Genomic DNA, 21,469 nt, shown 5'->3' with positions numbered 1-21,469 from the left:
GTAAGGGACACGATGGTCAATGATATACAGTAGAGGAATTGCCGTTTCCGCTTATGCTTAAACCCACAATCGAGTGAACAAAAAAAGCGGACTTTGATCATACGATCAAAAATCCGCTTCCCTTTATACATGACAACTTAAGCCACACGTGACGACGATCGTGTCTCCGCTTTTTTCTTACCGACGATCGCTCCGATCACCCCACCGATGATAGCAGGAACGACCCAACCGAGACTGACGGAAGCAAACGGTAATACCGCATCAAACACTTTTGTGACGGCTGAGACGTTGATCTTTGCTGTCTTCAATCCATCAAATAAACTGACGAGGAACGTCATCCATAGCGCCCCTTGATACACGGCTGGCTTCCCTTTAAAGAGTGGATGCAAGAACGTTAAGAAGATCAGACAGATCGCCAGTGGATACAGCGTCATCAAGACTGGCTTAGAGACAGCGAGTAATTGATTCAGACCGATGTTCGCAACGAGTGCGCTGAAGACCGATAGACCAATCGTCCATTTGACGTATGAGATTTTTGGGACGAGTGCCGTGAAAAACGCGGCACACGCCGTGATCAAACCAACACTCGTCGTCATACAAGCGACTGTGATCATCAGACCAAGCAAAATCGCCCCATACTCACCGAAGTAATGATCCGACACAGCAGACAAAATCTCTGCGCCGTTCGCGAGCTGTCCGATCTCAGAGACACTTGACGCGCCCATGAAGGCAAGCGCCGTGTATGTGATTGCAAGCAAGGCTGCGGCAATCAACGAGGCTTTCGTACAAATCAGCAGCAACTGCCGCTTCGAAGTGACACCTTTTTCCTTGATCGCTGCGATGATGATGATACCGAAGACAAAGGCACCGAGCGCATCGAGTGTCATATATCCTTCTTGGAAACCATTAAAGAAAGCATTTGTTCGATATGTCTTCAAAGGATTCTGAAAACTTCCGATTGGATGCAGAACGGCAACGATGATCAAGAGACCGATGAACGTGATTTTAATCGGTGTCAGTACTTTCCCGACGACATCGACGATCTTTGTTGGGTTTAAGGACAATAGACAAGCAATCGTGTAAAACAAAATCGTGAAGATCAGTAACGGCAAATGGCTCGTCGATTCACTGAAGAACGGCTTGATTCCGATCTCATACGAGACCGTTCCGGCACGTGGAATTGCGAAGAATGGTCCAATCGCAAGATACAAGATGACCGAGAACCCGATTCCGAAAGCAGGATGAACACGTGACGCCATCGCTTGTAGATCGCGTTCCCCTGAAAACGCGAATGCGAGAATCGCAAGCAATGGTAGACCGACACCAGTGACAAGGAATCCGGCATTGGCAACCCAGACATGCTCCCCTGCGAGCTGTCCGAGCATCGGCGGAAAGATGAGATTTCCTGCCCCAAAGAACAAGGCGAAGAGCATCATGCCGATGACGATGATAAATGATGTTGGAACAGTTTTAGACATAATAAACCCCCACTGATGATTTCCGACTTCATCCGCTCCCTAAGCAGATGAAGTACTTCGTTCGAAAGGATAACATACGTTTAGGAGCTCGTGCTAGGAGTTTATCTGGAGAATATTCTGAAAATTCGGCAGAAAGTTTGATGCCACTTTAGTTTAAAGAATCTGGTACGTCTTCGCGTCAAAGTATGAAACCGGATTCATAAGTTCATCTGACTTGATGAGAACAGCAAAAACATCAGACATAGGAAGTGATTCTCTCTACGCCTGATGCTTTTAACATTACTTAGCTAACTTCATATGCTTTAATGATCGTCGCTACCCCTTGACCGCCACCGACGCATAACGTCGCAAGACCATGCGTCTCACCCGTCCGCTCGAGTTCATGGATCAGCGTGACGAGAATCCGCGCACCGCTCGCACCGATCGGATGACCGAGCGCGATCGCACCGCCGTTGCGGTTGAGCTTCTCATGCGGGAACTGTAGCTCCGCATCGACCGCGAGAGATTGTGCCGCGAATGCTTCGTTCGCTTCGATGACATCGATCTCCTCAAGCGTCAAACCTGCTTTATTGAGTGCCTTTTGGACCGCTTGGACGGGACCGATTCCCATGATGCTCGGGTCGACACCGGACGTTCCGTTCGCGACGATCTCAACGAGTGGTGTCACGCCGAGTTCTTTCGCCTTCGCCTCTGACATGATGACGAGCGCCGCAGCCCCGTCATTGATGCCAGATGCATTGCCTGCCGTGACCGTTCCGTTCTTCTTAAACGCCGGGCGCAAACGACTGAGCGTTTCGACGGACGTTCCGGCGCGCGGAAACTCATCTTGATCAAAACGGATCGGATCGCCTTTTCGTTGTGGAATCAACACTGGCGTGATTTCTGAGACGAACCGTTCTTCCGCTAATGCCGTCTGCGCTTTTTGCTGACTCGTCGCGGCGAACTGATCCTGCGCTTCGCGGGAAAGTTCGTAGACGTCTGCTAAATTCTCTGCCGTGATCCCCATATGATAGTCATTAAAGGCACATTCGAGCCCGTCCTGGATGATCGTATCGACGAGTGGTTGGTCACCCATCTTTAGTCCAGACCGTGCGCCCGCGAGGACGTAAGGTGCTTGACTCATGTTCTCCATCCCACCAGCAACGATGACATCGGCTTCGCCTGACTTGATCGCCTGATACGCAAGATGGACAGCAGAGAGACCGGATCCACAGACCTTATTGACGGTCATCGCGGGGCATGTCTCCGGTAACCCGGCAGCGAGGGCTGCCTGCCGTGCTGGATTTTGACCAAGTCCTGCTGAGAGGACGTTACCGAAAAAGACTTCATCGACGTGATTCCCAGCGACACCTGCTTTTTCGAGTGCTGCACGGATGACTGTCGCTCCAAGTTCCGTTGCTTTGACGTCCTTCAAACTTCCATTGAAATTTCCGATCGCCGTGCGCGTCGCACTGACGATGACGACTGCTTCACTCATCTGCTCCATCTCCTTATTGAATCGTGTATCCACCATCAAGGACGTTCGCTTGTCCAGTGATGCCTTTTGCTTTGCGGCTCGCAAGGAACAATGCATAATCTGCAATCTCCTCGACAGCAAGCAGACGTTTTTGCGGAACGAGCGGATAGATGACTTCTTCAAGTACCTTCTCAAGCTCGACGTGTCGCGTTTTCGCTAAGTCTTCCATTTGATTACGAACGAGTGGTGTATCAACGTAACCCGGACAAATCGCGTTGACGGTGATCCCGTATTCCGCTCCTTCAAGGGCTGCGACCTTCGTTAGACCAAGCAATCCATGCTTCGCCGAGTTATATGCTGCTTTCCCAGCAAAACCAATCAAACCATTGATCGATGCCATGTTGAGAATACGTCCGTAACCTTGTTCCTTCATGATCGGAAAAGCATGTTTGATGGCGATGAACGGTGCCGTCAACATGATCTTAATCATCAATTCGAACTTCTCTGTCGGAAACTCTTCAATTGGTGAGACGTGTTGAAGACCCGCGTTGTTGATCAAGACGTCAAGTCGACCAAACTGTTCGACCGTCTGCTTCAAGACGGCTTCGACCTGTGCTTCATCGGTGACGTTTAACGTCATCCCGACTGCTTCATGACCAGCTCCGCGAATCGCTGCCGCAGCTTCCTCTGCTGCTTCCGCGCGGACGTCCGTTACGATGACCTTCGCTCCTGCCGCAGCGAACGCCTTTGAGATTTCTAAACCAATTCCGCTTCCTGCACCTGTGACGAGTACGATATCTCCTTGAACCATCTGCTTCACTCCCCTACCGTCACGCGCTCGAGTTCCGGACTGACCGTGAATCGTGCTTCCGTGACTTGTTTGACGTCTTCAACCGTTTGACCATTCAGCGTCTCGATCAAGACCATCCCGTCAGGCGTGAAATCAAAGACGGCCCGGTCCGTAATCAGACGATTGACGACGGCGCGTCCTGTCAACGGCAAGGTACACGACTGTTTGACTTTCGATTCGCCGTGTTTGTTGACATGTTCCATGATGATGACGACGCGTTTTGCTCCGTTGACGAGGTCCATCGCCCCGCCCATTCCTTTAACCATCTTGCCCGGAATCATCCAGTTCGCGAGATCACCGTTCTGATCGACTTCCATACCGCCAAGGATTGCGAGGTCGATGTGTCCGCCGCGAATCATCGCGAACGATTCAGCACTGTCGAAGTAAGAAGCTCCGGATTGTGCCGTGACTGTCTCTTTGCCAGCATTGATCTCATCGGCATCGACTTCATGATCAAGTGGATACGGTCCGATGCCAAGAAGTCCGTTCTCGGATTGCAGCATGACATGCATATCATCCGGAATCGCATTGGCGATCAATGTCGGAATCCCGATCCCGAGGTTGACGTACATCCCGTCTTCAACTTCCTGAAGCGCGCGTTCAATGATGATCTCTCGTGTCGTTTTCATATCAATCTCCTCCTCAAGCTTCCCGGACAGTCCGGCGTTCGATGCGTTTTTCATAATCCGTTCCAACAACGATGCGCTGGACGTAGACAGCAGGCGTGTGGATCTCGTTCGGATCGAGTTCGCCGACCTCGACGAGTTCTTCGACTTCGACGATCGTTACTTTTCCCGCTGTCGCGACGATCGGGTTAAAGTTGCGTGATGTCTTCCGAAAGACAAGATTCCCGAGACGATCTGCTTTCCATGCTTTGACAATCGCAAAATCGCCGACGATTCCTTCTTCGAGCAGATAGGTCTTCCCGTCGAACTCCTTTTGTTCCTTTCCTTCAGCAATCGGTGTCCCGACGCCTGTTGGTGTATAGAAACCAGGAATACCAGCACCACCGGCACGGATACGTTCCGCTAGCGTACCTTGGGGAACGAGATCGACTTCGATCTCGCCACTGAGGTACTGTTGTTCAAACGTCTTATTTTCCCCGACATACGACGAAATCATCTTCTTGATTTGTCGCGTCTGCAAGAGGAGACCAAGTCCAAAATCATCGACGCCACAATTGTTACTGACGACCGTCAAATCCTTGACGCCTTTCTCTTGTAACGCCGTAATGGATTTTTCCGGGATTCCGCAGAGTCCGAAGCCCCCTACGACTAGCGTCGCCCCGTCAAAAATGTCTGCTGTCGCTTCCGCGAATGATGCGTATACTTTCCCTTGTTTCATCTGATGATGCCCCCTTCTAAACTCTTAGTACAAACCAGTCAAACTATACAATCCAATCATCAAGAAGACCGTCACTGTTTTAAGGATCGTAATCATGAAGATGTCTTTATACGACTGACGGTGCGTTAGGCCCGTGACGGCAAGTAATGTGATGACGGCACCGTTATGCGGTAACGTATCCATTCCGCCGGACGCCATCGAGATGACGCGGTGCATGACTTCCGGTGGTATGCCACCCGATGTGATTGCCTGCGTATATTTATCCGACATCGCACTTAACGCAATCCCCATTCCACCTGATGCGGAACCAGTGACACCGGCAAGCGTCGTCGTCGTGACGGCTCCGTTGACGAGCGGATTCGTGAATGTCTCCGAGATTCCGCTTGAGACGGACTTAAATCCTGGTAACGCCGCGATGACGCCACCGAAGCCATATTCAGCACCTGTATTCATGACCGCTAAGAGCGCACCACCGATACTGACGTTCAGACCAGCTTGGAAGTTCGTCTTGATCTTCGGGAAGTCATAGAGCATCGCTGCGAGAATTCCAATCAACAACGCCATTTGAACGGACCAGATCGCAAGAACAGCGGGTGTCTCGATCTTTCCGAATGCTTCTAGACCGATTGCTGAAAAATCGAATCCTTCTGGATACCATTTCGGAATCGAGAGTGTAAAGACTTTGTTCATTACGGCAACAAGGACGAGTGGGACGAAGGCAAGGACTTGGCGATAGACTGGTTGACGATCCGTCTCGAGCGTCATTTCTGGTTCGTTCTTCAACTCCATCTGCGGTGCGGCACTTGCCGCTGTTGCTTCAAATCCAGCGTATCCTTCACCTGCTTGATGGGCTTTTTTCTTGCGTGACTCGAGATACCACATGCCGACGACTAGGATGAACAATCCACCGACTGAACCCATGATCGGCGCAGCGTAGATATCCGTTTTGAAGAACGTCGTTGGGATGACGTTCTGAATCTGAGGTGTTCCTGGTAAGGCATCCATCGTGAACGTGAACGCACCAAGGGCAATTGTTCCCGGAATGAGTCGTTTCGGGATGTTTGCTTCGCGGAACAAGTTCGCAGCGAACGGATAGACAGCAAATACGACAACGAATAAGCTGACGCCGCTATATGTAAGAATGGCGCCGAGTAAGACGATGGCAAGGATAGCGCGCTTCGCACCAATCATACGAATGATTGTCTTTGCGATCGACTCCGCGATACCGGACATCTCAACGACTTTTCCGAAAATCGCTCCGAGGAGGAAGACCGGGAAGTATGCTTTGATGAAGCCGACCATCTTTTCCATGAAGATATTCGAGAAGAATGGTAACACCCAGTCAGGGTTCGTCAGTAAGACGGCGAACAAGGCACAGATTGGTGCAAATAGGATGACCGAAAAACCACGATAGGCAACGAACATCAATAAAGATAAGGCAAGAAGAATGATGACGAGTTCCATGAGTAAGATCTCCTTCAAATTTAGTAAGCGCTTTCATACCGCTTCTTCATCATTTAACAATGCAGTGTCGAGGAGGTCAATCAAATTCCCTAAAACCATAAGTACAGCTTATAGAAATCATAAGTTCACATTATAGACACAATTGATGGGAAGAGTTTATTTTTTCGATAAACAGGAGTTAGTCCGTTTATGGCGTATATTTCTTAAATAACGTACTTTTTTCGAAAGGGTGGACGATTCATGAAAAGCATCCTTTTTGACGTCTTACATAACGTGACGCTATTAATGGCTGGTTTTTATCTACTTGGAAAATTATCACCGCTTCCGATCACGCGAGAATCTCCACGTCTCACCCGCGTACTGTATGGTCTTGCCCTGAGCATGATCTCCTTACTGCTCATGCAGATGACAATCGAAGCAGCCCCCGGCGTCATGATTGATTTGCGCCATGTTCCGGTCATTGTCGCCGCCTACTTTGGAGGCGTTATTCCAACAACGATCGTGACGGTCGCGATCATTGTTTATCGCTTTAGTCTGGGAACGAACTTGGCTGCATTCACTGCATTTGGTTTCATCGTCGCTGTCGCCCTCGGAACGAGCCTGATTGTTCGTGAAATGCCGCCTTACGCAAAACGGACCTTTACACTCGTGACGCTCTATGCGACGGCTTTGCACGCCCTTGTCTTATGGATCGTCTTACCGAAACAAATCCTCTTACTCGAGGTCATGTCGGTCGTCATTCCCGCTTCTTTCGTTAGCAGTTGGCTCGCCCTTTTGATCATTCGTGATATCCGCCTGACGAAACAGTCGTTACGGGTGCTTCGGCAGAAAGCACAACTCGACTTTTTGACGGGATTGAATAATTCACGTGCTTTTAACGAATACTTCACGGATCTCAAACAACGATTGATCTTGAACAAACAGTCCATCGTGTTATTGACGATCGATATTGATCATTTTAAACAGATCAACGATACGTATGGACATGAAGCGGGTGACGAAGTGCTACGTCAGTTTGCCAGCCGACTGCGTGATGGCGTCGCAGAGAGCGGGTATTTATCTCGTAACGGCGGTGAAGAGTTCTCCGTCTTGTTTGAAGGCGTTCCGCTCGCTGAAGTGATTCCTTTAGCAGAGCAATTACGTGAACGTATCGCCTGCAGCCCGTTCCGACTAGCGACGACCGATCTGCCACTTACAGCATCATTTGGTTTAGCCGCGTATGATGAGACGACATCTCAAATCGACCATCTCTTACCGGATGCGGATGCTGCGCTTTATCAAGCAAAACAACAAGGACGGAATCAAGTCGTCCTGTTTTCTCCTAATGCAGAATCCGCCGTCAGCTTCCAAGAATAACGATGGACGTCACCTCTGAAATCCGCTACCTTTAAAGTAGAGGCAGGTGATTGATATGAAGTTAACAAAAGGTCCTTATATCCTGATCGGTCTTCTCTTAGGACTCGTGTTCGGATTCATTGGTGACAACTTCTATTTGTATGTATCAGCAGGCATTCTCGTCGGAGCACTGCTTGAATTGTATGTCGCATACGAACAACGCAAAAAAAATAAAAAATCATGATGGAGGTACCAACATGACATTCAGTGACTTATTCCTCTCGACCCTTACTTATATCGGTGTCGCGACCGTACTCCTTGCAATTGGTGTCGTCCTCTTCGAGGTAACGACGAAATCAAAGGAACTGGAATTAATCCGTAATGGTAAGAAAGCGGCCGTTTATGCATTCGGTGGACGTATTCTTGGTCTCGCCATCGTCCTCTATTCGAGTATCTCGAACTCCGTCAGTATTCTCGATATGGTCTTATGGGGTGCACTCGCAATCGTCTTACAAATCGTCTTGTTCTATCTCGCGGATTTATTGATTCCACGTTTAAGCATGACAAAAGAGATTGATGCGAACAACGAAGCAGTCGGCTTGCTGCTCCTCTTCTTATCGATTTCGATCGGTTTGATCATTGCTGGGTCGCTTACATATTAAAACGCATGAAAACAGCCCTGGATCCATTGATCTAGGGCTGTTTAGTTTATAATCAACTACTTATTTCGTATTAAAAAGAAGGGATTTCTCATAGAGATATATCTTATATATTACTACATTCTTATCAATTAGCTCTTAACATATTAGGACCAGACTGTGGTGATCTCTTTTTCAAACATGACGGCTTCGCCTTCTTGTGAACGACCGACCTCACCTTTTATATGACGTGCAGGTGTGACGACCTCATTCCAAACGCTCTTCAAGTAGTTTACTTGATCGATGTTCATCGACTCCTTACCATGCATGTTGCTCGCAACATATTCGAGCGCCTCGATATAAGAAGTATAGTTCTTTGCTACTTTCCGTAAAGATTCTGATTCTGGATCATTCGACTTGAATTGGAAAGATTTTTCGATGTGGTGCATCGTATCAATCTTCGACCTCAGTTCATTCATGGTCACATTCTTTGTAATGGAATCACCCGTCGAATAAGGTGCAAAGTTAGCCATATCTCGCATCGATCTATCGATGTAGTCTTTTCGATTGACTGAATTGACGGTCTTAGCATCCATCAACTTCTCATGCTCTTTATCTATATAAGGTGTTGTATAAGGGATATATCCTGCTTGATACGAATACAAGCTTCCCCCGATTAATACAATGACTGTCGAATAGAAATATAAATATCGTTTTTTCAAAATACGCTCTCCTTAATGCTATGGAATTTTATGTATCTTACATCCTTCTATTAAGATCTGTAAAAAATGTTCGGGAGCAGTAGACTCCTCATAACATCATTCCTTTCTTTCAAATTGCTAATTTTTCAATCCTTCATCGACTTTTGATCCACGATAAGAAATTTAGAAACTATTACAAAAAGTGGATACGTTAATACAATGGTGATTAAAATGAAGCCTAAACCAGGGCTTGGCATGTCTCCCTCATTCGTGACTGGAATAATCCTACTTATGAGATATGTGAATAAAACAAAATAGACGAACCAGGAAAGACAGATGATTCGTTCAAATGACTTATGTAGAGTGGACTTGAAGGTGATCCGTCTAATTAAAAATGGAATACTGGTTAGAGTGATGCATCCGATCATGATATTCAGAGTCCAAAACATACTTGAAGACATATCAGTAAGTCTTATGATTCGATTGATATTTAGCATGAATTGTAATGGAACAAATAAAGCGATGGCATATAAAAAGCTAGCTATGTTGATGTTTAAAAAGGTTTTCATTCAATGAATCTCCTTTCGAAAACAATGTTTTTCCTTGAATCATGATTGATACAATCCACATCTTACCAGACCGCGCTTTAGGAAAAGAGATTTTGAGTGCTGTTTTTCACTTTTTTTAATATTTAAAGTAAGATAGTTCTCTTTTAAATCGCGGTCAAGACTCTTCCTTTGTACGTCTAATAAATGACTCCCTTCCAATGTGTCGTTCAATAAACTAGAATCCTTAGATGTCTATGGGATGAAAATGATATATTAATTAAAGACTGCATCTTATATCGTTGTACCTAAAGTGTTGTCAAACATTCAATTTTGTTAATTATCGATGAAATCTAACTAAGGGAGACAGTATGAACGAAATACTAATGTATACCAATCTTGCTATTGCAAGTCTTACGATCCTTATTTCCTTTACAAAAAAAGTAGAGCAACCAAATTTTCGAGTACTAGTAATTGGTGTCAATTTATCTATTGTTATAGTAAGTATCGTGCTTTTTATACTTAAAGATAGTGCCACATATAGCACGTTTGTAAAAACACTCTCGATTAGTATCTATATGATATTATTTGTAACCTATGACATCGCAACTATTCGACTTAGAAACATATTAATCTGGTCTTTCCTAGTATGTGCGACTGTACTCATCTCTGGGCTTTTATTAGAATAAAATAATAGCGTTAAAATGACCTGATGTAGCAATCAGGTCATTTTAACGCTATTGAGATGAATGTTTCGAGTAAGGAACGAATTCAATCTGCACAGTACATGATAAGCTTTTCAAACATCGTTGTAATGAATAGATACGTAAAATGATTTTACGGAGTAATCATCACCATAACGAAAAAACATACAACAGCCGCTAAAATAGCACCTGTTATCATTTTGAAAACAAATGCCCAGTAAGATAAGGATTGTCTGTTATACCGATCCAACTGCCGGATAGGTAAATTAAGTACGAGCAGAATAACTCCAAATGTTAAAATCATAAAAATATTTGTGTTGAGTTCATAGCGACCAATTAGCATTGTCGTGATAAACAGTATAAAACAAGCAATATAACATCGTATTAATAGTCCTTTATTCACATATCCACCTCACGGTTCAGCATGATTGTTTCCACTTTCATATTATTGGATTACTATTAATGACTCCTACAAATTTGCCTACAATCCATGAGAACACGGTTTATAACCCATTCTGAATGACGTACATGATAAGTGTGCCACAAATCATACCTACAATTGCTAATAGTACTTTTTTCATCATTTCTTACCCCCATCGATTTTTGTATTCTGTGCTGTAATGACTATTAATCTTTTAATGTTCTCTTTCGATAGATCATGAAGACTAAAGCACTAGATAATATACCAGCAATCAAAATAACGATTAGATTAATGGATAGCGAAGAGAAAGAGGCACCATTCTCAACCTTTTCAGCTAGCTCTAACAGTTGTAAGTTCGGCAAATAATCGACAATCGAAAGTAACGGATATTTATCAGAAACCTGCTGGAGTAACGTTCCGAATCCGAATAAAAACATGACAGGTAATACAGCGACAGAAGCTTCCATCACAGAGGAAGTCATCAATCCTAGAAGTGTCCCTAAGGCAAGGTAGAACAAGCAAGAGACGAGAAGTCCAATTATTATGATGAAAGGATGTGACGGAGCATAACCCGTAATGACGGCACTGATGACTATGGTGAAGAGTGTGATCAGTGCAGTCAATATACTTTTGCCACCTAGAATCTCTAGAGTGGAGGCAGGTGACAGCATCAAGCTTCGTAACGTGTTCTTCTCTTTCTCTTCTGCAATCAATGTGCATTGAACGAATGCTGCTACTGAAGAGAATGTCAAATTGATGACGGTGTAGTGAATTTCTAACGTCACTTCGCCAATATTCTTATAGACAATCGCCATCAAGATAGGTACTAGCAGTGTCGTACCGACAAATACGTTTCTTGACACGTCTTTTACATCCTTCTGAAAAATGGCCATTGTACGATTGATTGAAAAGATCATCTGAGGTCACTCCCTGTTACTTTTACGAACACATCCTCTAGAGTCGGTTCGTTAGAATGGATAGATACAACCTGATTAGTACGTAACATTTCATAGATATGACGAGCATCTTTCTCATTCGATTCGAAAACGTGTTCTAGGCCGTCTAATGATTCGAGTGTCAACGTCTGATCAGCAAAACGCTGTTTGATCGATTTTGGTGATCCCAACAACTGGATATGACCACGATTTAGGAAGGCGACACGATCGCAAAGGGTGTCCGCTTCTACCATATCGTGAGTCGTTAAGAAAATCGTCGCACCGTCTCGATTCATATCTTTAAGGGCAGAATAGATGGCTTGAGTGTTGACAGGATCTAACGCAGAAGTAGGTTCATCTAAGAATAAGATTTCGGGTTGATGTAAAAAAGTTCGAGCGAGCAGTACCCGTTGTTTCATCCCTTTCGAAAGTAAGGCAACTTTCTTATTCTGCTCATCACCTAAATTGACTAACTCCAGTGCACGATGAATACGGTTTTCAGAGACAGAAAAAATTTTGCAAAATAACTTTAAATTGTCTTTTACCGTCAAGCGATCGTAGAGACCACTATTGTCTGTCATGATACCTACTTTCTGAAAAGTGTTCTTTTGTTTGAGTTTTTCAGAGGGAATTCCAAGTAAACTGGTTGAACCCGTGGACGGTTTCATTTGACCAGTCAATATTTTGATCATGGTAGTTTTACCAGAGCCACTGGGACCAAGTAGCCCGAAAATTTCTTTTTGCTTGATATAGAAACTTAAATCGTCAAGAGCCGTCTTATCTGAAAAGTGTTTCGTCAATGATTCAATTTCGATTACCTTTTCCATAGTATAGTTCTCCTCTCGTTTTCTAACCTTAGAATAGTAGAGAGCGCTATACATCGCACTATTTTAACGATGAATGGAGTTAATAAGCTTATGAAAAGAGTAATTAGCTTGCTAGAAGATCGTCACTTAATGCCGAGCATTTCTTTAAGAATGTGTATTTTATTCTTAGATAAGGGCACTTCAGTACGATCGTCGAGAACCAGACTAAAACTGTTCCGTGTCCACGTGACAATCTCGCGTACTTTCTTCAGATTAACGAGATAGGAACGGTGACATCGGAAAAAATGCCGGTCCTGAAGAGTTGTTTCATACTCATTCATTGTATATAGACCCGGTAACATCGTATCCGCCACATGAATTTGAACATTTCCCGATGCGCTCTCGAAAAATTTGACCTCATCTATATCCAGTAAAATAAGATTACGTTCAAGTTTGGCAACGATCTTATTCAGTTCGAGAGGCGAAAACGGAGTGGATTTTTCAAGTCCATTGATCTCTTCATCATTATCTGAGATTGCGTTCTCTTCTTCCTCAATTTCTGTATTGATGCGTGTAAGCCCACTACTACTTAATACATAAGATTCTTCGGACAAAGTAATTGCACTTTCCGTACTTCCTGTCAGTATTAGGAGACACTTTTCTTCCTGTAGCAATAATTCGATAACTTTGAATAGAATATTCTTCGTATATTGATCAATGTTTTGATCCGGTTCATCAAAAACGACCACCGGTGTATCTTGTAAAATAAGAATTGCGAGTTGCAGACGTTTCTTTTGGGAACGATCTAGTTTGTTTGTTCTTTTCTTTGCTATCTCGTTTAATTGTGTAACTTCGAGTGTTTCTGAAATCGATTTTGAACTGCTATACAATTTTTTATAAAAAGTAATATGGTCCATGATGGTTAATCTATCGTATGTATATGGATGCTCATAATAGAAACTGATTGACGAACGATATTGTACAGTATTTCCTGGGTGATGATTGTTTACTTGAATATGTTTATTTGTACTGAGGATACGACCTTCAAGTATCTTTATTATTAGCTGACGATGGGTAATATTAGAACTAATCGCCAATGACTTTCCTGGAGAAATAGAAAACGTAAGTTTTTCGAGTACTGTCGTTTGATCTTTCTGATCTATGTAATTAAGCTCATTAACAAATAAAGTCACTCTAGTTCCCCCTCTGGAATGAATTCCCCCTTAAAAATATACATCCACCTTATCATAAAAATTACATAATTTAGGATTACAAAATAGAGGATACTAGAACAATAACTAAATATAATGTGTTACAGCTATCTATGATTTATTACTGTAGACGTTAATAAAAACAGCTTAGGTCCGTTTAAATAACGAACTTAAGCCGTTTAAAGAATCCTTTAAATACTTTTTCAACTAACAGAAAAAAACACTTTCGCTGCTTTTACTATTTTTCAAGCTCTTCTAGCTCCACCCGCGAACGCGGGAACCCATTCGCTTGCCACTCAGCTCGATAGATGGAATCGAGTTTCGTCAATCCGACCTCATCCGGGTCCTTCGTAGCATCTGGACTCGGATCCTGATCGAGATGCGCTAAATATTCACGTAGTGCATCTGTTTGTGTGCCCTGTTCCCGCTTCCTTAACAAAAGTAGACTCGTTCCGGCAATGATGCCAGCTCCAAATAAATACCGTTTTTTCAAGCCCATACGGTTTCCTTCTTTCTTTTCTTAAACCAACCCACCACCGTCACGCAGGCGAGGATGCGCGATGCGTTTGACCTTTCCCTCTTCGACCGTCAGGACATGATCGGGTTGTCGCTCGAAGTAACCGGTCTCAAGCACTCCTGACCAGCTCTTCACTTCTTTTGCGAATAATCGAACGTCCGAAATGGCTGATACATCAACGTCAAGAATCACGTGACCTCCATCTGTAATGAAGGGACGATCGTCTTTCAGCCGCAACGTTGCGGAGACATGCTTATCACGCAACCGTTGTCGTACATACGGTAAGGCAAACGGATCCAATTCAACCGGTAACGGTCCGCTTAAATGATGGACGAACTTCGAGGAATCGGTCAGATAGAGCAATTCGCGACTCATCAGGGCGACAATTTTTTCACGAAATAGTGCACCGCCACCGCCTTTAATGGTTTGAAACTGACCGTCGATTTGATCAATTCCGTCAACTGTCACATCGATTTCCATTCCCTCTTCCAGATCAATCAATGGGATTTGTAACTGATCAGCAAGCTTTACCGTCGCAAGCGACGTCGCCACGCCACGAATCTGTAGTCCAGCCTGGACGAGTGGACCAAGCGCCTTGATAAACCGTTCCGTCGTCGAACCCGTCCCAAGACCCACTATCATTCCATCCTTCACGTAAGTTAGTGCTGCCTCAGCGACTAATTGTTTCTCCTGTTCATACATCCGCATCCCTCCCTACTTTTCTGTTCCCGTTTCGATTCGTCTTCAATCGACGGAGAGAGAGGATTCCGTTAACGACAGATACTGCTCAATCGCCTGGACGAGCGGTTGCTGAGCTTCGACCCAAAACGCGATAGATGTTGGATCGGCGTCGAGGTGACGTTTAACGATTTCATCGATCGTCGCTTGACCGGAATCGTGCATGACGGCATCAAAAACTGTCGAAAATTGACTCGGATCCGCTTGAACCGTCTGATAAAGACTATTGCTAAGCAGATAACCGATCGTATACGGAATGTTGTAGAACGCAAGGTTCGGATTAAACAGATGACTGATGTACATCCATTTGTAGCGCGCTGGTTCAGGCAGCACTGGACCATAAGCTAAGCGCTCTTCCTCTTGTAAGAGTTCACTCAACCTTTCAGCATTGATCGTACCATGCTGACGTTCCGCATAAAAACGTTGCTCGAAACGGAACATTCCGGGAACGATACTGGCATATTTCAGCCCCTCTCGAATCTTGACTTCTAGGAGAGCAAGTACTTCCTCGCGCTCCGTCGTCTCTTTGATCGCAGCATCGAGGACGAGATTCTCCATGAATGTTGAAGCCGTCTCCGCGATACTCGTTCCTTTGACTTGGTTTAAATACGGTTCATCTTGCAGAACATAATTATGATAGGCATGACCGAATTCATGAGCAAGTGTCGCGACGTCTGGATAACTGTCACGGTACGTCATGAAAATCCGGCTCTCTTTTGCAATCGGAAAGGCAGCGCAGAATCCGCCTTCCGCTTTTCCGGGACGATTCTCCGCATCGACCCATCCCTCGTTAAACACGTTTTCAGCAAAAGCACCGAGCTTTGGATTCAACTGTTTGAATTGTTTGCTTACGATCGCCTGTGCCGTCTCAAACGGAACATGCCGCGCGGAACGATACGTATTCGTCTCAAAATCATGCCATTCTCCCGTCACCTGCTCTGCCTGGGCAATCTTGCGGGCATAATAGGCGTGAAAGAGGTCTCGGTGCTGATCGAGTGCTTCGATCATCGCTTTTAAGCTCGCTTCTGAGATCCGGTTCTGCTCAAGCAACTCTGTCAATGGTTGCTCCCAGTTCCGCATCTTGTAGGATTGCAATCTGAAGCCGGAGATCCGGTTCAAGATCGTCGCAAACAAATCAGCTTCTTTGGCACAAGCGACGTCAACTGCAGTTGCTGCCGCTAGACGAGCCGAACGATCAGGCGCGAACATCGCTTCATGCAATCCTTGACCGATCGTGACCTGCTTTCCGTTCAAGTCGACCCGTAACGCCATGAAGCGCTGATCGTAGAGTTGTCCCCAGCCCTGAAATCCATCCACACCGAGATCCTGTAACAATTGTTCTTGAACCAGTGGTGCACGACGGGACTGGATGTCACGGCGTTCGTTTAAGAAAAAGGCGTACGGTGAATCCGTAACGAGCGCTTCCCACTCTTCTTGAGACAGTGCTGCGATCTTTGTATCGAGTGCTGCCACTTCACTGCGCACCATCGCTTGGACGACTTCGATCTCTTCAAGCAATGGATGGACTTCAACACGCGTGACATCTTCAGCGTACAGGCAATAAATGAAGTCGCTCCATTCCTCGACGTCGCGCGCGACTTGCTGATAACGCTCGACCTGTTCTGCCACATCAATCGGCCGATTCGACAATGCTGTTTGTATGGAAGCGATGCCTGCTTTGACGTCATCAATCGTATAGAGTGTTTCTAATTGCCATCGTGTGTGTTGCATGTGATTTCCCCCTCTTCGTGATCTTTCCGTTCTTTCATTCGTGAGGACACTCGATTTCTCCTGTATTTTCCATATAGATACAAAAAAACTCCTTCAGTCATTGACTAAAGGAGGACATCATCATAACACGAAGAAGTAGACACATAGGAAATGCGCTAGACTACCGAGTAGTACGAAGATGTGGAAGATTTCATGGAATCCGAGATGTTTAAACGATAAGACACGCGGCTTGAGTCCATAGATGATGCCACCGATCGTATAGAAGATACCACCAAGGAACAATAGACCGATGCCGAGCGGTGATAAGACTTGCGCGAGTGGTGTGATCGCAAACACCATGATCCAGCCCATTCCGATGTAGAGCGTCGTCGATAACCAGCGTGGACTGTTGAACCAGACTAATTTGAAGGTAATTCCGGAAACAGCAATCAACATGACGATGCTAAACAAGACCCAACCCGTCGGACCATTCAGACTGACAAGACAAAACGGTGCGTAGGAACCGGCAATCAACAAATAAATCATCGAGTGATCCAATCGTCGCCAGATCGCAATCGCCCGGTCGCTCGCAAGGACCATATGATACGTTGCCGAAACAGCATAGAGTGCCATCATGCTGACCCCAAAAATAATCGCTGCGACGATGGCGAGTGATGCTCCGCGTTCTAACGATGCTTTAATGACGAGTGCGAGTAATCCGACAAAAGCAAAGACAGCCCCTCCCAGATGTGTTAATCCATTAATCGGTTCTCTCATATAAGCTTTCACTTTTGTTCCTCCCCTGATATGTAGTTTTGAATACTACATGGCGTTATATACATATTCTATCATATGATGAAGAAGTAGAAAGTCCTATTTTAACGATTTTGGAGGTTTTTTTATGACACGTTCTGACGACACGAGACATGATCGTCAATTACAGCTCGCAGATATCCCGAACATTGATCTTTATATGGATCAAGTCATCCAACTGTTTGAGCGAACATTCGAGGAAACGACGCGGAATGCGGATGAGACAATCCTGACGAAGACGATGATCAACAATTATGCCAAAAAAAAATTATTTTTTCCGGTTACGAATAAAAAGTATACGAAGGAGCACTTGATTTTAATTAGCTTGATTTATCAGTTGAAAAGTTCGTTTTCGATTAACGATATCAAGACGATCCTAACGCCCTTGAACGAAGGCATCGAACAGAATCAACTCGATCTGGAAGACTTTTATCGCACTTACCTTGAACTGACAGAACGAAATACAGCCCGTTTCATCACCGAACAAGATGCTCTTACCGCCTCGACGACCGATCCACTGGAACAGATTTTAGCGCTGGCTCATATGAGTAATCTGTACCGGCGTGCAGCGGAACAATTGATCGATACCCAACTAAAAAAATAAGATAACGCTTTCACTGCGTGATACACTATAAGAAAAAACAGAGGAGGAACAGTCATGGAGATGGCGACGACTTTCTTGCGACAACTGGATCATATCGCACCAGAATTCAGAACGTATCAGGACGGTATTCTCATCGAATTGGCATTTGACCGGACGATCGGAACGGAGCAGGTATCCGCAAGCACGTTACTTGAGACAGCAGACGATTTAACGACACGATTGCGCACGCAAACTACGCAGGCTTTGCTGCTCGCTTCAAAAATCCATGCTTTTGACGCCCATGCACCGAGCCGCATCGCCGAGATGATGTCGCTTCACGGCTATTTTAAATCTCATCGTTTGTCGCATCCCCTGAATGCCTACTCCACTGCGCTGTTCATTAGTCGTATTTCTCCACAAGACACGGTACTCGAGCGGACCGTTCAGTTATACACTCTTCTTAAAAAACAGCATCGTTTCATCGTATCACCGCTGTTGACCTCCTTCGTCTATTTTCACGCTGCGACACGCGGTGATTTAGACGAACTCGCTTCGCGTATTGAAGCAGTCTATCAACGACTGAAACGACGTTTCGGTCGCGCTCAACAGACGTATATCGTCGCCTTGTTATTCTCTTTATTACCAGAGGACGATTGGGATCGTTATATCGCGCAATTGGAGTCGTCCCGTAAATTACATCGTAAGCATCATGTCCCGCTGTCATTCCACGGAATGCTTGCACTACTCGGCGACCCCAACATTCATGCTTCGGCACTCCAACAGATGGCAGAGACGTTACGCTCCGATTTACGTTTTAAGTACCGGAGGGACTTGGTCTATTTGACGGCGATCCGATTATACTTGAGTCAACAAACGATCCTGCAACAACTCTTCCCATCTTCGATTCTTCCGCCGGATAGCGCCGATGCGACTCCGTTCTTGCTCTTCCCTGTTGATTTGACCGATACGTCACATGCGACAGATGGCGGAATTGACGGTGGATTCGATGGTGGAAGTGATGGCGGTGGGAGTGGCGAGTAACCGTTTAAAAATAATACATTAAAAAGGGCAATCGACGTGTGGCATTTCTGCCGGACATCGATTGCCCTTTATTTTAGTCATTCTTAACCTTGTTGGTTCTCTTCATCGGATGGCTCGACATCGCCATCTTCATCAGAAGCATGCGACAAATCGGGTGCCTCTTCACTTGAAGCTTCGTCATCTGGTCGTTCTGTTTTCTCAGCTTCTTGATCTTGATGCTTCGTTTCTTTTTCATCCTTCGATTTTTCCGGAACCTCCGTATTGTCTTGCGGGTCCCGTCCGGCAATCTCATCCTTCGTCATCCGGTTTCCTGAAGTAATCGGGTCCGTCTCTTTATCATGTTGATCAGCCATTTGGCATCCCCCTTAAAATGTACTTGTTCCACATTTTAATGTATTCCCGACTGAAGAACGGTTAAACCTCAGCACGCCCTCGAACGATGTCCTCGATGAGTAATTGTTCAATCGGCTGAGGGTGATGGACCTCGTAGCCTTGCATATAAAGTTGCTCATCCAACACTTGAATCTGTTGCAATTGCGACGCGGTCTCGACTTCCTGAATCACGAGCGCGATGTTTAACGTCGAAGTCAAGGAATGAACAGAGCGAATCATCGAACGCTCTAACTGATTTTGCACGAGTCGACGTGTAAAGATTGGATCGAGCTTGACTGCTTGGACTGGTAAACGCAATAACGAATTAAGTGACGCGTAGTGACTACCGAAATGATCGACCGTCAGACGGTAGCCTGCTTGGCGCAGCTGCTCCAAACGTTTGATTGCAAAACGACGACGCGTCTGCAATACTTCCTCCCGGATTTCAAGAATGAGTCGTTCGCCCGGGAAATACGATTCTTCTGTCAGTCTCAGTAATTCTGAAAAGAGTTGATCCGACTCGAACTGACTTGCCGATAGATTGACGGCGACGGAAATCTTACGTCCAAATGTCTCCTCCAAGCGCCGTTGATCCAGGATCGCCTGACAGATCGTAAATCGACCGATGTCTGGGAAAATCTCCATCTTCTCGGCAATCGGAATAAAATCCGTCGGACTGACGAACCCAAGCACAGGATGATTCCAGCGTAGAAGCGCTTCGACCGCGACGTAGCGTTCTTGTTTCGCATCAACGATCCATTGATAGTAGAGCTCGAATTGTCCCCGTTCTAGTGCATGCGAAAGCTCTGATTCAAGAACTGATGCAAATGGATGCTGTTCCGCATTCCGATTTGGATTGACAAATGAGGTTCGCTGTTTCCCCTCGTGTTTGACTTGTTGCATCAAGGCTTCTGCTGCGTAGATTTGTGTCTGGCGACTTGCCATATCACCGGTCAGAAGACTGACGCCAGATGATGCCGTCACCTGAATCGGTTCGGCTGCAACACCAACGATCGGTTGCTCAATCGCTTCCGTGACGATGCGAGCGTAATCTTCCGCATATTGTTCGAATTCCTGTTCCTGTTCGAGTGCTGCTAAGACGACGAATTCATTCCCATCCATTCGACCGACGACATGATTCGGTAAAGGAACATATTTCAGCCGATTCGCGATTTCGCGTAGCACTTCGTTCCCTGCCCGGTACCCATGCGTCGCATTAATCGCATGGAAACGGTCGAGGTTCAACACCATTAAGAAAGCAGGATGAATCGTCACACTCGAGATCAGTCGATTCATGTATCGTTCGTTATAGACATCGGTTAGCGCATCCTTGATGACATACGTTTCGACGTTGATCGATTTACTAATGATATCCGCATACCGCTCGACGAGTGCGATATCCTGCTCCTTGAAGTCGAATGGTTGATCATCAAAGGCACATAATGTCCCGATTTTTTCATTTTCCGCATTTTTGATCGCTACTCCTAAAAAGCTACCGTTACCAAGAGCTTTCGTAACCGGATGATTGACGGTCAATGGATCGTTGAGCAATTCATTGATCGAGACCTTCCCGTCCGTCTCATCGACGACCAGCTTACAGAGGACATGTTGGAAGACATGGGTCGAGCCTTCTTCGATCAACTGACGTTCTTGATTGATTGCCTTGACGACAAAGTTGCTGTATGAGTCGTTCAATGCAAAAAATAACGTATTGACGCCAATTCGTTCACTCAGCTTTTCAAGAATTTCCTCAACGAGTGGATGTAATGCTTCATAACGAATATGTGAGTTATTCACCGTGTCTTCC

21 protein-coding genes are annotated in these 21,469 nt (G+C 45.4%); 5 read left to right on the top strand and 16 right to left on the bottom strand.

What is annotated here, in order from left to right; translation table 11 throughout:
• Positions 1-137: 137 nt before the first annotated feature.
• From brnQ to Q7C19_RS02505, 6 genes are all read right to left on the bottom strand, one after another.
• The gene (gene brnQ / locus Q7C19_RS02530; RefSeq protein ID WP_035408585.1) at positions 138-1,478 is read right to left on the bottom strand and encodes a branched-chain amino acid transport system II carrier protein; all 1,341 of its coding nucleotides are present in this window, start codon (positions 1,476-1,478) and stop codon (positions 138-140) included.
• Between the two features lie 283 nt (positions 1,479-1,761).
• Complete coding sequence (locus tag Q7C19_RS02525) at positions 1,762-2,955, bottom strand: acetyl-CoA C-acetyltransferase (protein ID WP_375092137.1); 1,194 nt, start codon at positions 2,953-2,955, stop codon at positions 1,762-1,764.
• Positions 2,956-2,968: 13 nt separating this feature from the next.
• Positions 2,969-3,745, bottom strand: a complete 777-nt coding sequence (locus Q7C19_RS02520) for a 3-hydroxybutyrate dehydrogenase (RefSeq protein WP_375091509.1) — start codon at positions 3,743-3,745, stop codon at positions 2,969-2,971.
• Between the two features lie 5 nt (positions 3,746-3,750).
• A complete protein-coding gene (locus Q7C19_RS02515) occupies positions 3,751-4,413 on the bottom strand; it encodes a 3-oxoacid CoA-transferase subunit B (protein WP_056060629.1) in 663 nt (220 codons plus the stop codon).
• 13 nt (positions 4,414-4,426) lie between these two features.
• Entirely contained in the window at positions 4,427-5,128 is a 702-nt protein-coding gene (locus tag Q7C19_RS02510) for a CoA transferase subunit A (RefSeq protein ID WP_029341303.1), read from the bottom strand.
• A gap of 24 nt (positions 5,129-5,152) precedes the next feature.
• Positions 5,153-6,592 (bottom strand): GntP family permease, encoded by a 1,440-nt coding sequence (locus Q7C19_RS02505; protein ID WP_375091508.1) that lies wholly within the window; start codon positions 6,590-6,592, stop codon positions 5,153-5,155.
• 240 nt (positions 6,593-6,832) lie between these two features.
• On the opposite strand from Q7C19_RS02505, the gene Q7C19_RS02500 reads away from it, so the two are divergent.
• From Q7C19_RS02500 to Q7C19_RS02490, 3 genes are read left to right on the top strand one after another with little or no spacing between them, the layout of a single operon-like run.
• Positions 6,833-7,948, top strand: a complete 1,116-nt coding sequence (locus Q7C19_RS02500) for a GGDEF domain-containing protein (protein WP_056060621.1) — start codon at positions 6,833-6,835, stop codon at positions 7,946-7,948.
• Positions 7,949-8,003: 55 nt separating this feature from the next.
• Positions 8,004-8,171, top strand: a complete 168-nt coding sequence (locus Q7C19_RS02495) for a hypothetical protein (RefSeq protein ID WP_197026221.1) — start codon at positions 8,004-8,006, stop codon at positions 8,169-8,171.
• Positions 8,172-8,184: 13 nt separating this feature from the next.
• A complete protein-coding gene (locus Q7C19_RS02490) occupies positions 8,185-8,589 on the top strand; it encodes a DUF350 domain-containing protein (protein WP_214729562.1) in 405 nt (134 codons plus the stop codon).
• Positions 8,590-8,732: 143 nt separating this feature from the next.
• Here Q7C19_RS02490 and Q7C19_RS02485 read toward each other — a convergent pair whose 3' ends face one another.
• The 8 genes from Q7C19_RS02485 to trhA form a co-directional block, all read right to left on the bottom strand.
• Positions 8,733-9,287, bottom strand: coding sequence for a hypothetical protein (locus Q7C19_RS02485; protein WP_375091507.1), 555 nt, complete (start codon positions 9,285-9,287; stop codon positions 8,733-8,735).
• Between the two features lie 1,855 nt (positions 9,288-11,142).
• Positions 11,143-11,829 carry an ABC transporter permease gene (locus Q7C19_RS02480; protein WP_231925719.1) on the bottom strand — a complete coding sequence of 229 codons (687 nt, stop codon included), beginning with the start codon at positions 11,827-11,829 and terminating at the stop codon, positions 11,143-11,145.
• Positions 11,830-11,849: 20 nt separating this feature from the next.
• Positions 11,850-12,698, bottom strand: a complete 849-nt coding sequence (locus Q7C19_RS02475; RefSeq protein WP_035408605.1) for an ABC transporter ATP-binding protein — start codon at positions 12,696-12,698, stop codon at positions 11,850-11,852.
• A gap of 122 nt (positions 12,699-12,820) precedes the next feature.
• Positions 12,821-13,870: a LytTR family transcriptional regulator DNA-binding domain-containing protein gene (locus Q7C19_RS02470; protein WP_308101278.1), complete on the bottom strand. Its 1,050-nt coding sequence runs from the start codon at positions 13,868-13,870 to the stop codon at positions 12,821-12,823.
• A gap of 256 nt (positions 13,871-14,126) precedes the next feature.
• Positions 14,127-14,387: a hypothetical protein gene (locus Q7C19_RS02465; protein WP_035408609.1), complete on the bottom strand. Its 261-nt coding sequence runs from the start codon at positions 14,385-14,387 to the stop codon at positions 14,127-14,129.
• Positions 14,388-14,408: 21 nt separating this feature from the next.
• A complete protein-coding gene (gene rpiA, locus Q7C19_RS02460; RefSeq protein WP_214729552.1) occupies positions 14,409-15,107 on the bottom strand; it encodes a ribose-5-phosphate isomerase RpiA in 699 nt (232 codons plus the stop codon).
• 42 nt (positions 15,108-15,149) lie between these two features.
• Positions 15,150-16,874, bottom strand: coding sequence for a M3 family oligoendopeptidase (locus Q7C19_RS02455; protein WP_375091506.1), 1,725 nt, complete (start codon positions 16,872-16,874; stop codon positions 15,150-15,152).
• A gap of 120 nt (positions 16,875-16,994) precedes the next feature.
• Positions 16,995-17,642 (bottom strand): PAQR family membrane homeostasis protein TrhA, encoded by a 648-nt coding sequence (trhA, locus tag Q7C19_RS02450; RefSeq protein ID WP_053453003.1) that lies wholly within the window; start codon positions 17,640-17,642, stop codon positions 16,995-16,997.
• 112 nt (positions 17,643-17,754) lie between these two features.
• Here trhA and Q7C19_RS02445 point away from each other — a divergent pair, with 112 nt between their 5' ends.
• Both Q7C19_RS02445 and Q7C19_RS02440 read left to right on the top strand, forming a co-directional pair.
• A complete protein-coding gene (locus tag Q7C19_RS02445; RefSeq protein WP_035408615.1) occupies positions 17,755-18,270 on the top strand; it encodes a DUF1836 domain-containing protein in 516 nt (171 codons plus the stop codon).
• Between the two features lie 54 nt (positions 18,271-18,324).
• A complete protein-coding gene (locus Q7C19_RS02440) occupies positions 18,325-19,290 on the top strand; it encodes a DUF4003 family protein (protein WP_368915238.1) in 966 nt (321 codons plus the stop codon).
• Between the two features lie 83 nt (positions 19,291-19,373).
• Here the strand turns inward: Q7C19_RS02440 and Q7C19_RS02435 are convergent, their stop codons facing one another.
• Together Q7C19_RS02435 and Q7C19_RS02430 are read right to left on the bottom strand one after the other, a co-directional pair.
• Positions 19,374-19,643 carry a hypothetical protein gene (locus Q7C19_RS02435; protein WP_035408622.1) on the bottom strand — a complete coding sequence of 90 codons (270 nt, stop codon included), beginning with the start codon at positions 19,641-19,643 and terminating at the stop codon, positions 19,374-19,376.
• A 61-nt stretch (positions 19,644-19,704) separates the two neighbouring features.
• Positions 19,705-21,459, bottom strand: a complete 1,755-nt coding sequence (locus tag Q7C19_RS02430) for an EAL domain-containing protein (RefSeq protein ID WP_290749385.1) — start codon at positions 21,457-21,459, stop codon at positions 19,705-19,707.
• Between the last annotated feature and the right edge of the window lie 10 nt (positions 21,460-21,469).

Source organism: Exiguobacterium sp. PHA03 (assembly GCF_041945985.1).
Taxonomy (GTDB): domain Bacteria; phylum Bacillota; class Bacilli; order Exiguobacteriales; family Exiguobacteriaceae; genus Exiguobacterium_A.
Note: the sequence above shows the minus strand (reverse complement) of the source record. Positions and strands in the feature narration are given on the sequence as shown.

What these genes read in the sequence shown, in the direction of transcription:
- brnQ (WP_035408585.1), bottom strand. Translation starts at nt 1,478, where the DNA reads ATGTCTAAAACTGTTCCAACATCATTTATCATCGTCATCGGCATGATG.
- Q7C19_RS02525 (WP_375092137.1), bottom strand. Translation starts at nt 2,955, where the DNA reads ATGAGTGAAGCAGTCGTCATCGTCAGTGCGACGCGCACGGCGATCGGA.
- Q7C19_RS02520 (WP_375091509.1), bottom strand. Translation starts at nt 3,745, where the DNA reads ATGGTTCAAGGAGATATCGTACTCGTCACAGGTGCAGGAAGCGGAATT.
- Q7C19_RS02515 (WP_056060629.1), bottom strand. Translation starts at nt 4,413, where the DNA reads ATGAAAACGACACGAGAGATCATCATTGAACGCGCGCTTCAGGAAGTT.
- Q7C19_RS02510 (WP_029341303.1), bottom strand. Translation starts at nt 5,128, where the DNA reads ATGAAACAAGGGAAAGTATACGCATCATTCGCGGAAGCGACAGCAGAC.
- Q7C19_RS02505 (WP_375091508.1), bottom strand. Translation starts at nt 6,592, where the DNA reads ATGGAACTCGTCATCATTCTTCTTGCCTTATCTTTATTGATGTTCGTT.
- Q7C19_RS02500 (WP_056060621.1), top strand. Translation starts at nt 6,833, where the DNA reads ATGAAAAGCATCCTTTTTGACGTCTTACATAACGTGACGCTATTAATG.
- Q7C19_RS02495 (WP_197026221.1), top strand. Translation starts at nt 8,004, where the DNA reads ATGAAGTTAACAAAAGGTCCTTATATCCTGATCGGTCTTCTCTTAGGA.
- Q7C19_RS02490 (WP_214729562.1), top strand. Translation starts at nt 8,185, where the DNA reads ATGACATTCAGTGACTTATTCCTCTCGACCCTTACTTATATCGGTGTC.
- Q7C19_RS02480 (WP_231925719.1), bottom strand. Translation starts at nt 11,829, where the DNA reads ATGGCCATTTTTCAGAAGGATGTAAAAGACGTGTCAAGAAACGTATTT.
- Q7C19_RS02475 (WP_035408605.1), bottom strand. Translation starts at nt 12,698, where the DNA reads ATGGAAAAGGTAATCGAAATTGAATCATTGACGAAACACTTTTCAGAT.
- Q7C19_RS02465 (WP_035408609.1), bottom strand. Translation starts at nt 14,387, where the DNA reads ATGGGCTTGAAAAAACGGTATTTATTTGGAGCTGGCATCATTGCCGGA.
- rpiA (WP_214729552.1), bottom strand. Translation starts at nt 15,107, where the DNA reads ATGTATGAACAGGAGAAACAATTAGTCGCTGAGGCAGCACTAACTTAC.
- Q7C19_RS02455 (WP_375091506.1), bottom strand. Translation starts at nt 16,874, where the DNA reads ATGCAACACACACGATGGCAATTAGAAACACTCTATACGATTGATGAC.
- Q7C19_RS02445 (WP_035408615.1), top strand. Translation starts at nt 17,755, where the DNA reads ATGACACGTTCTGACGACACGAGACATGATCGTCAATTACAGCTCGCA.
- Q7C19_RS02440 (WP_368915238.1), top strand. Translation starts at nt 18,325, where the DNA reads ATGGAGATGGCGACGACTTTCTTGCGACAACTGGATCATATCGCACCA.
- Q7C19_RS02435 (WP_035408622.1), bottom strand. Translation starts at nt 19,643, where the DNA reads ATGGCTGATCAACATGATAAAGAGACGGACCCGATTACTTCAGGAAAC.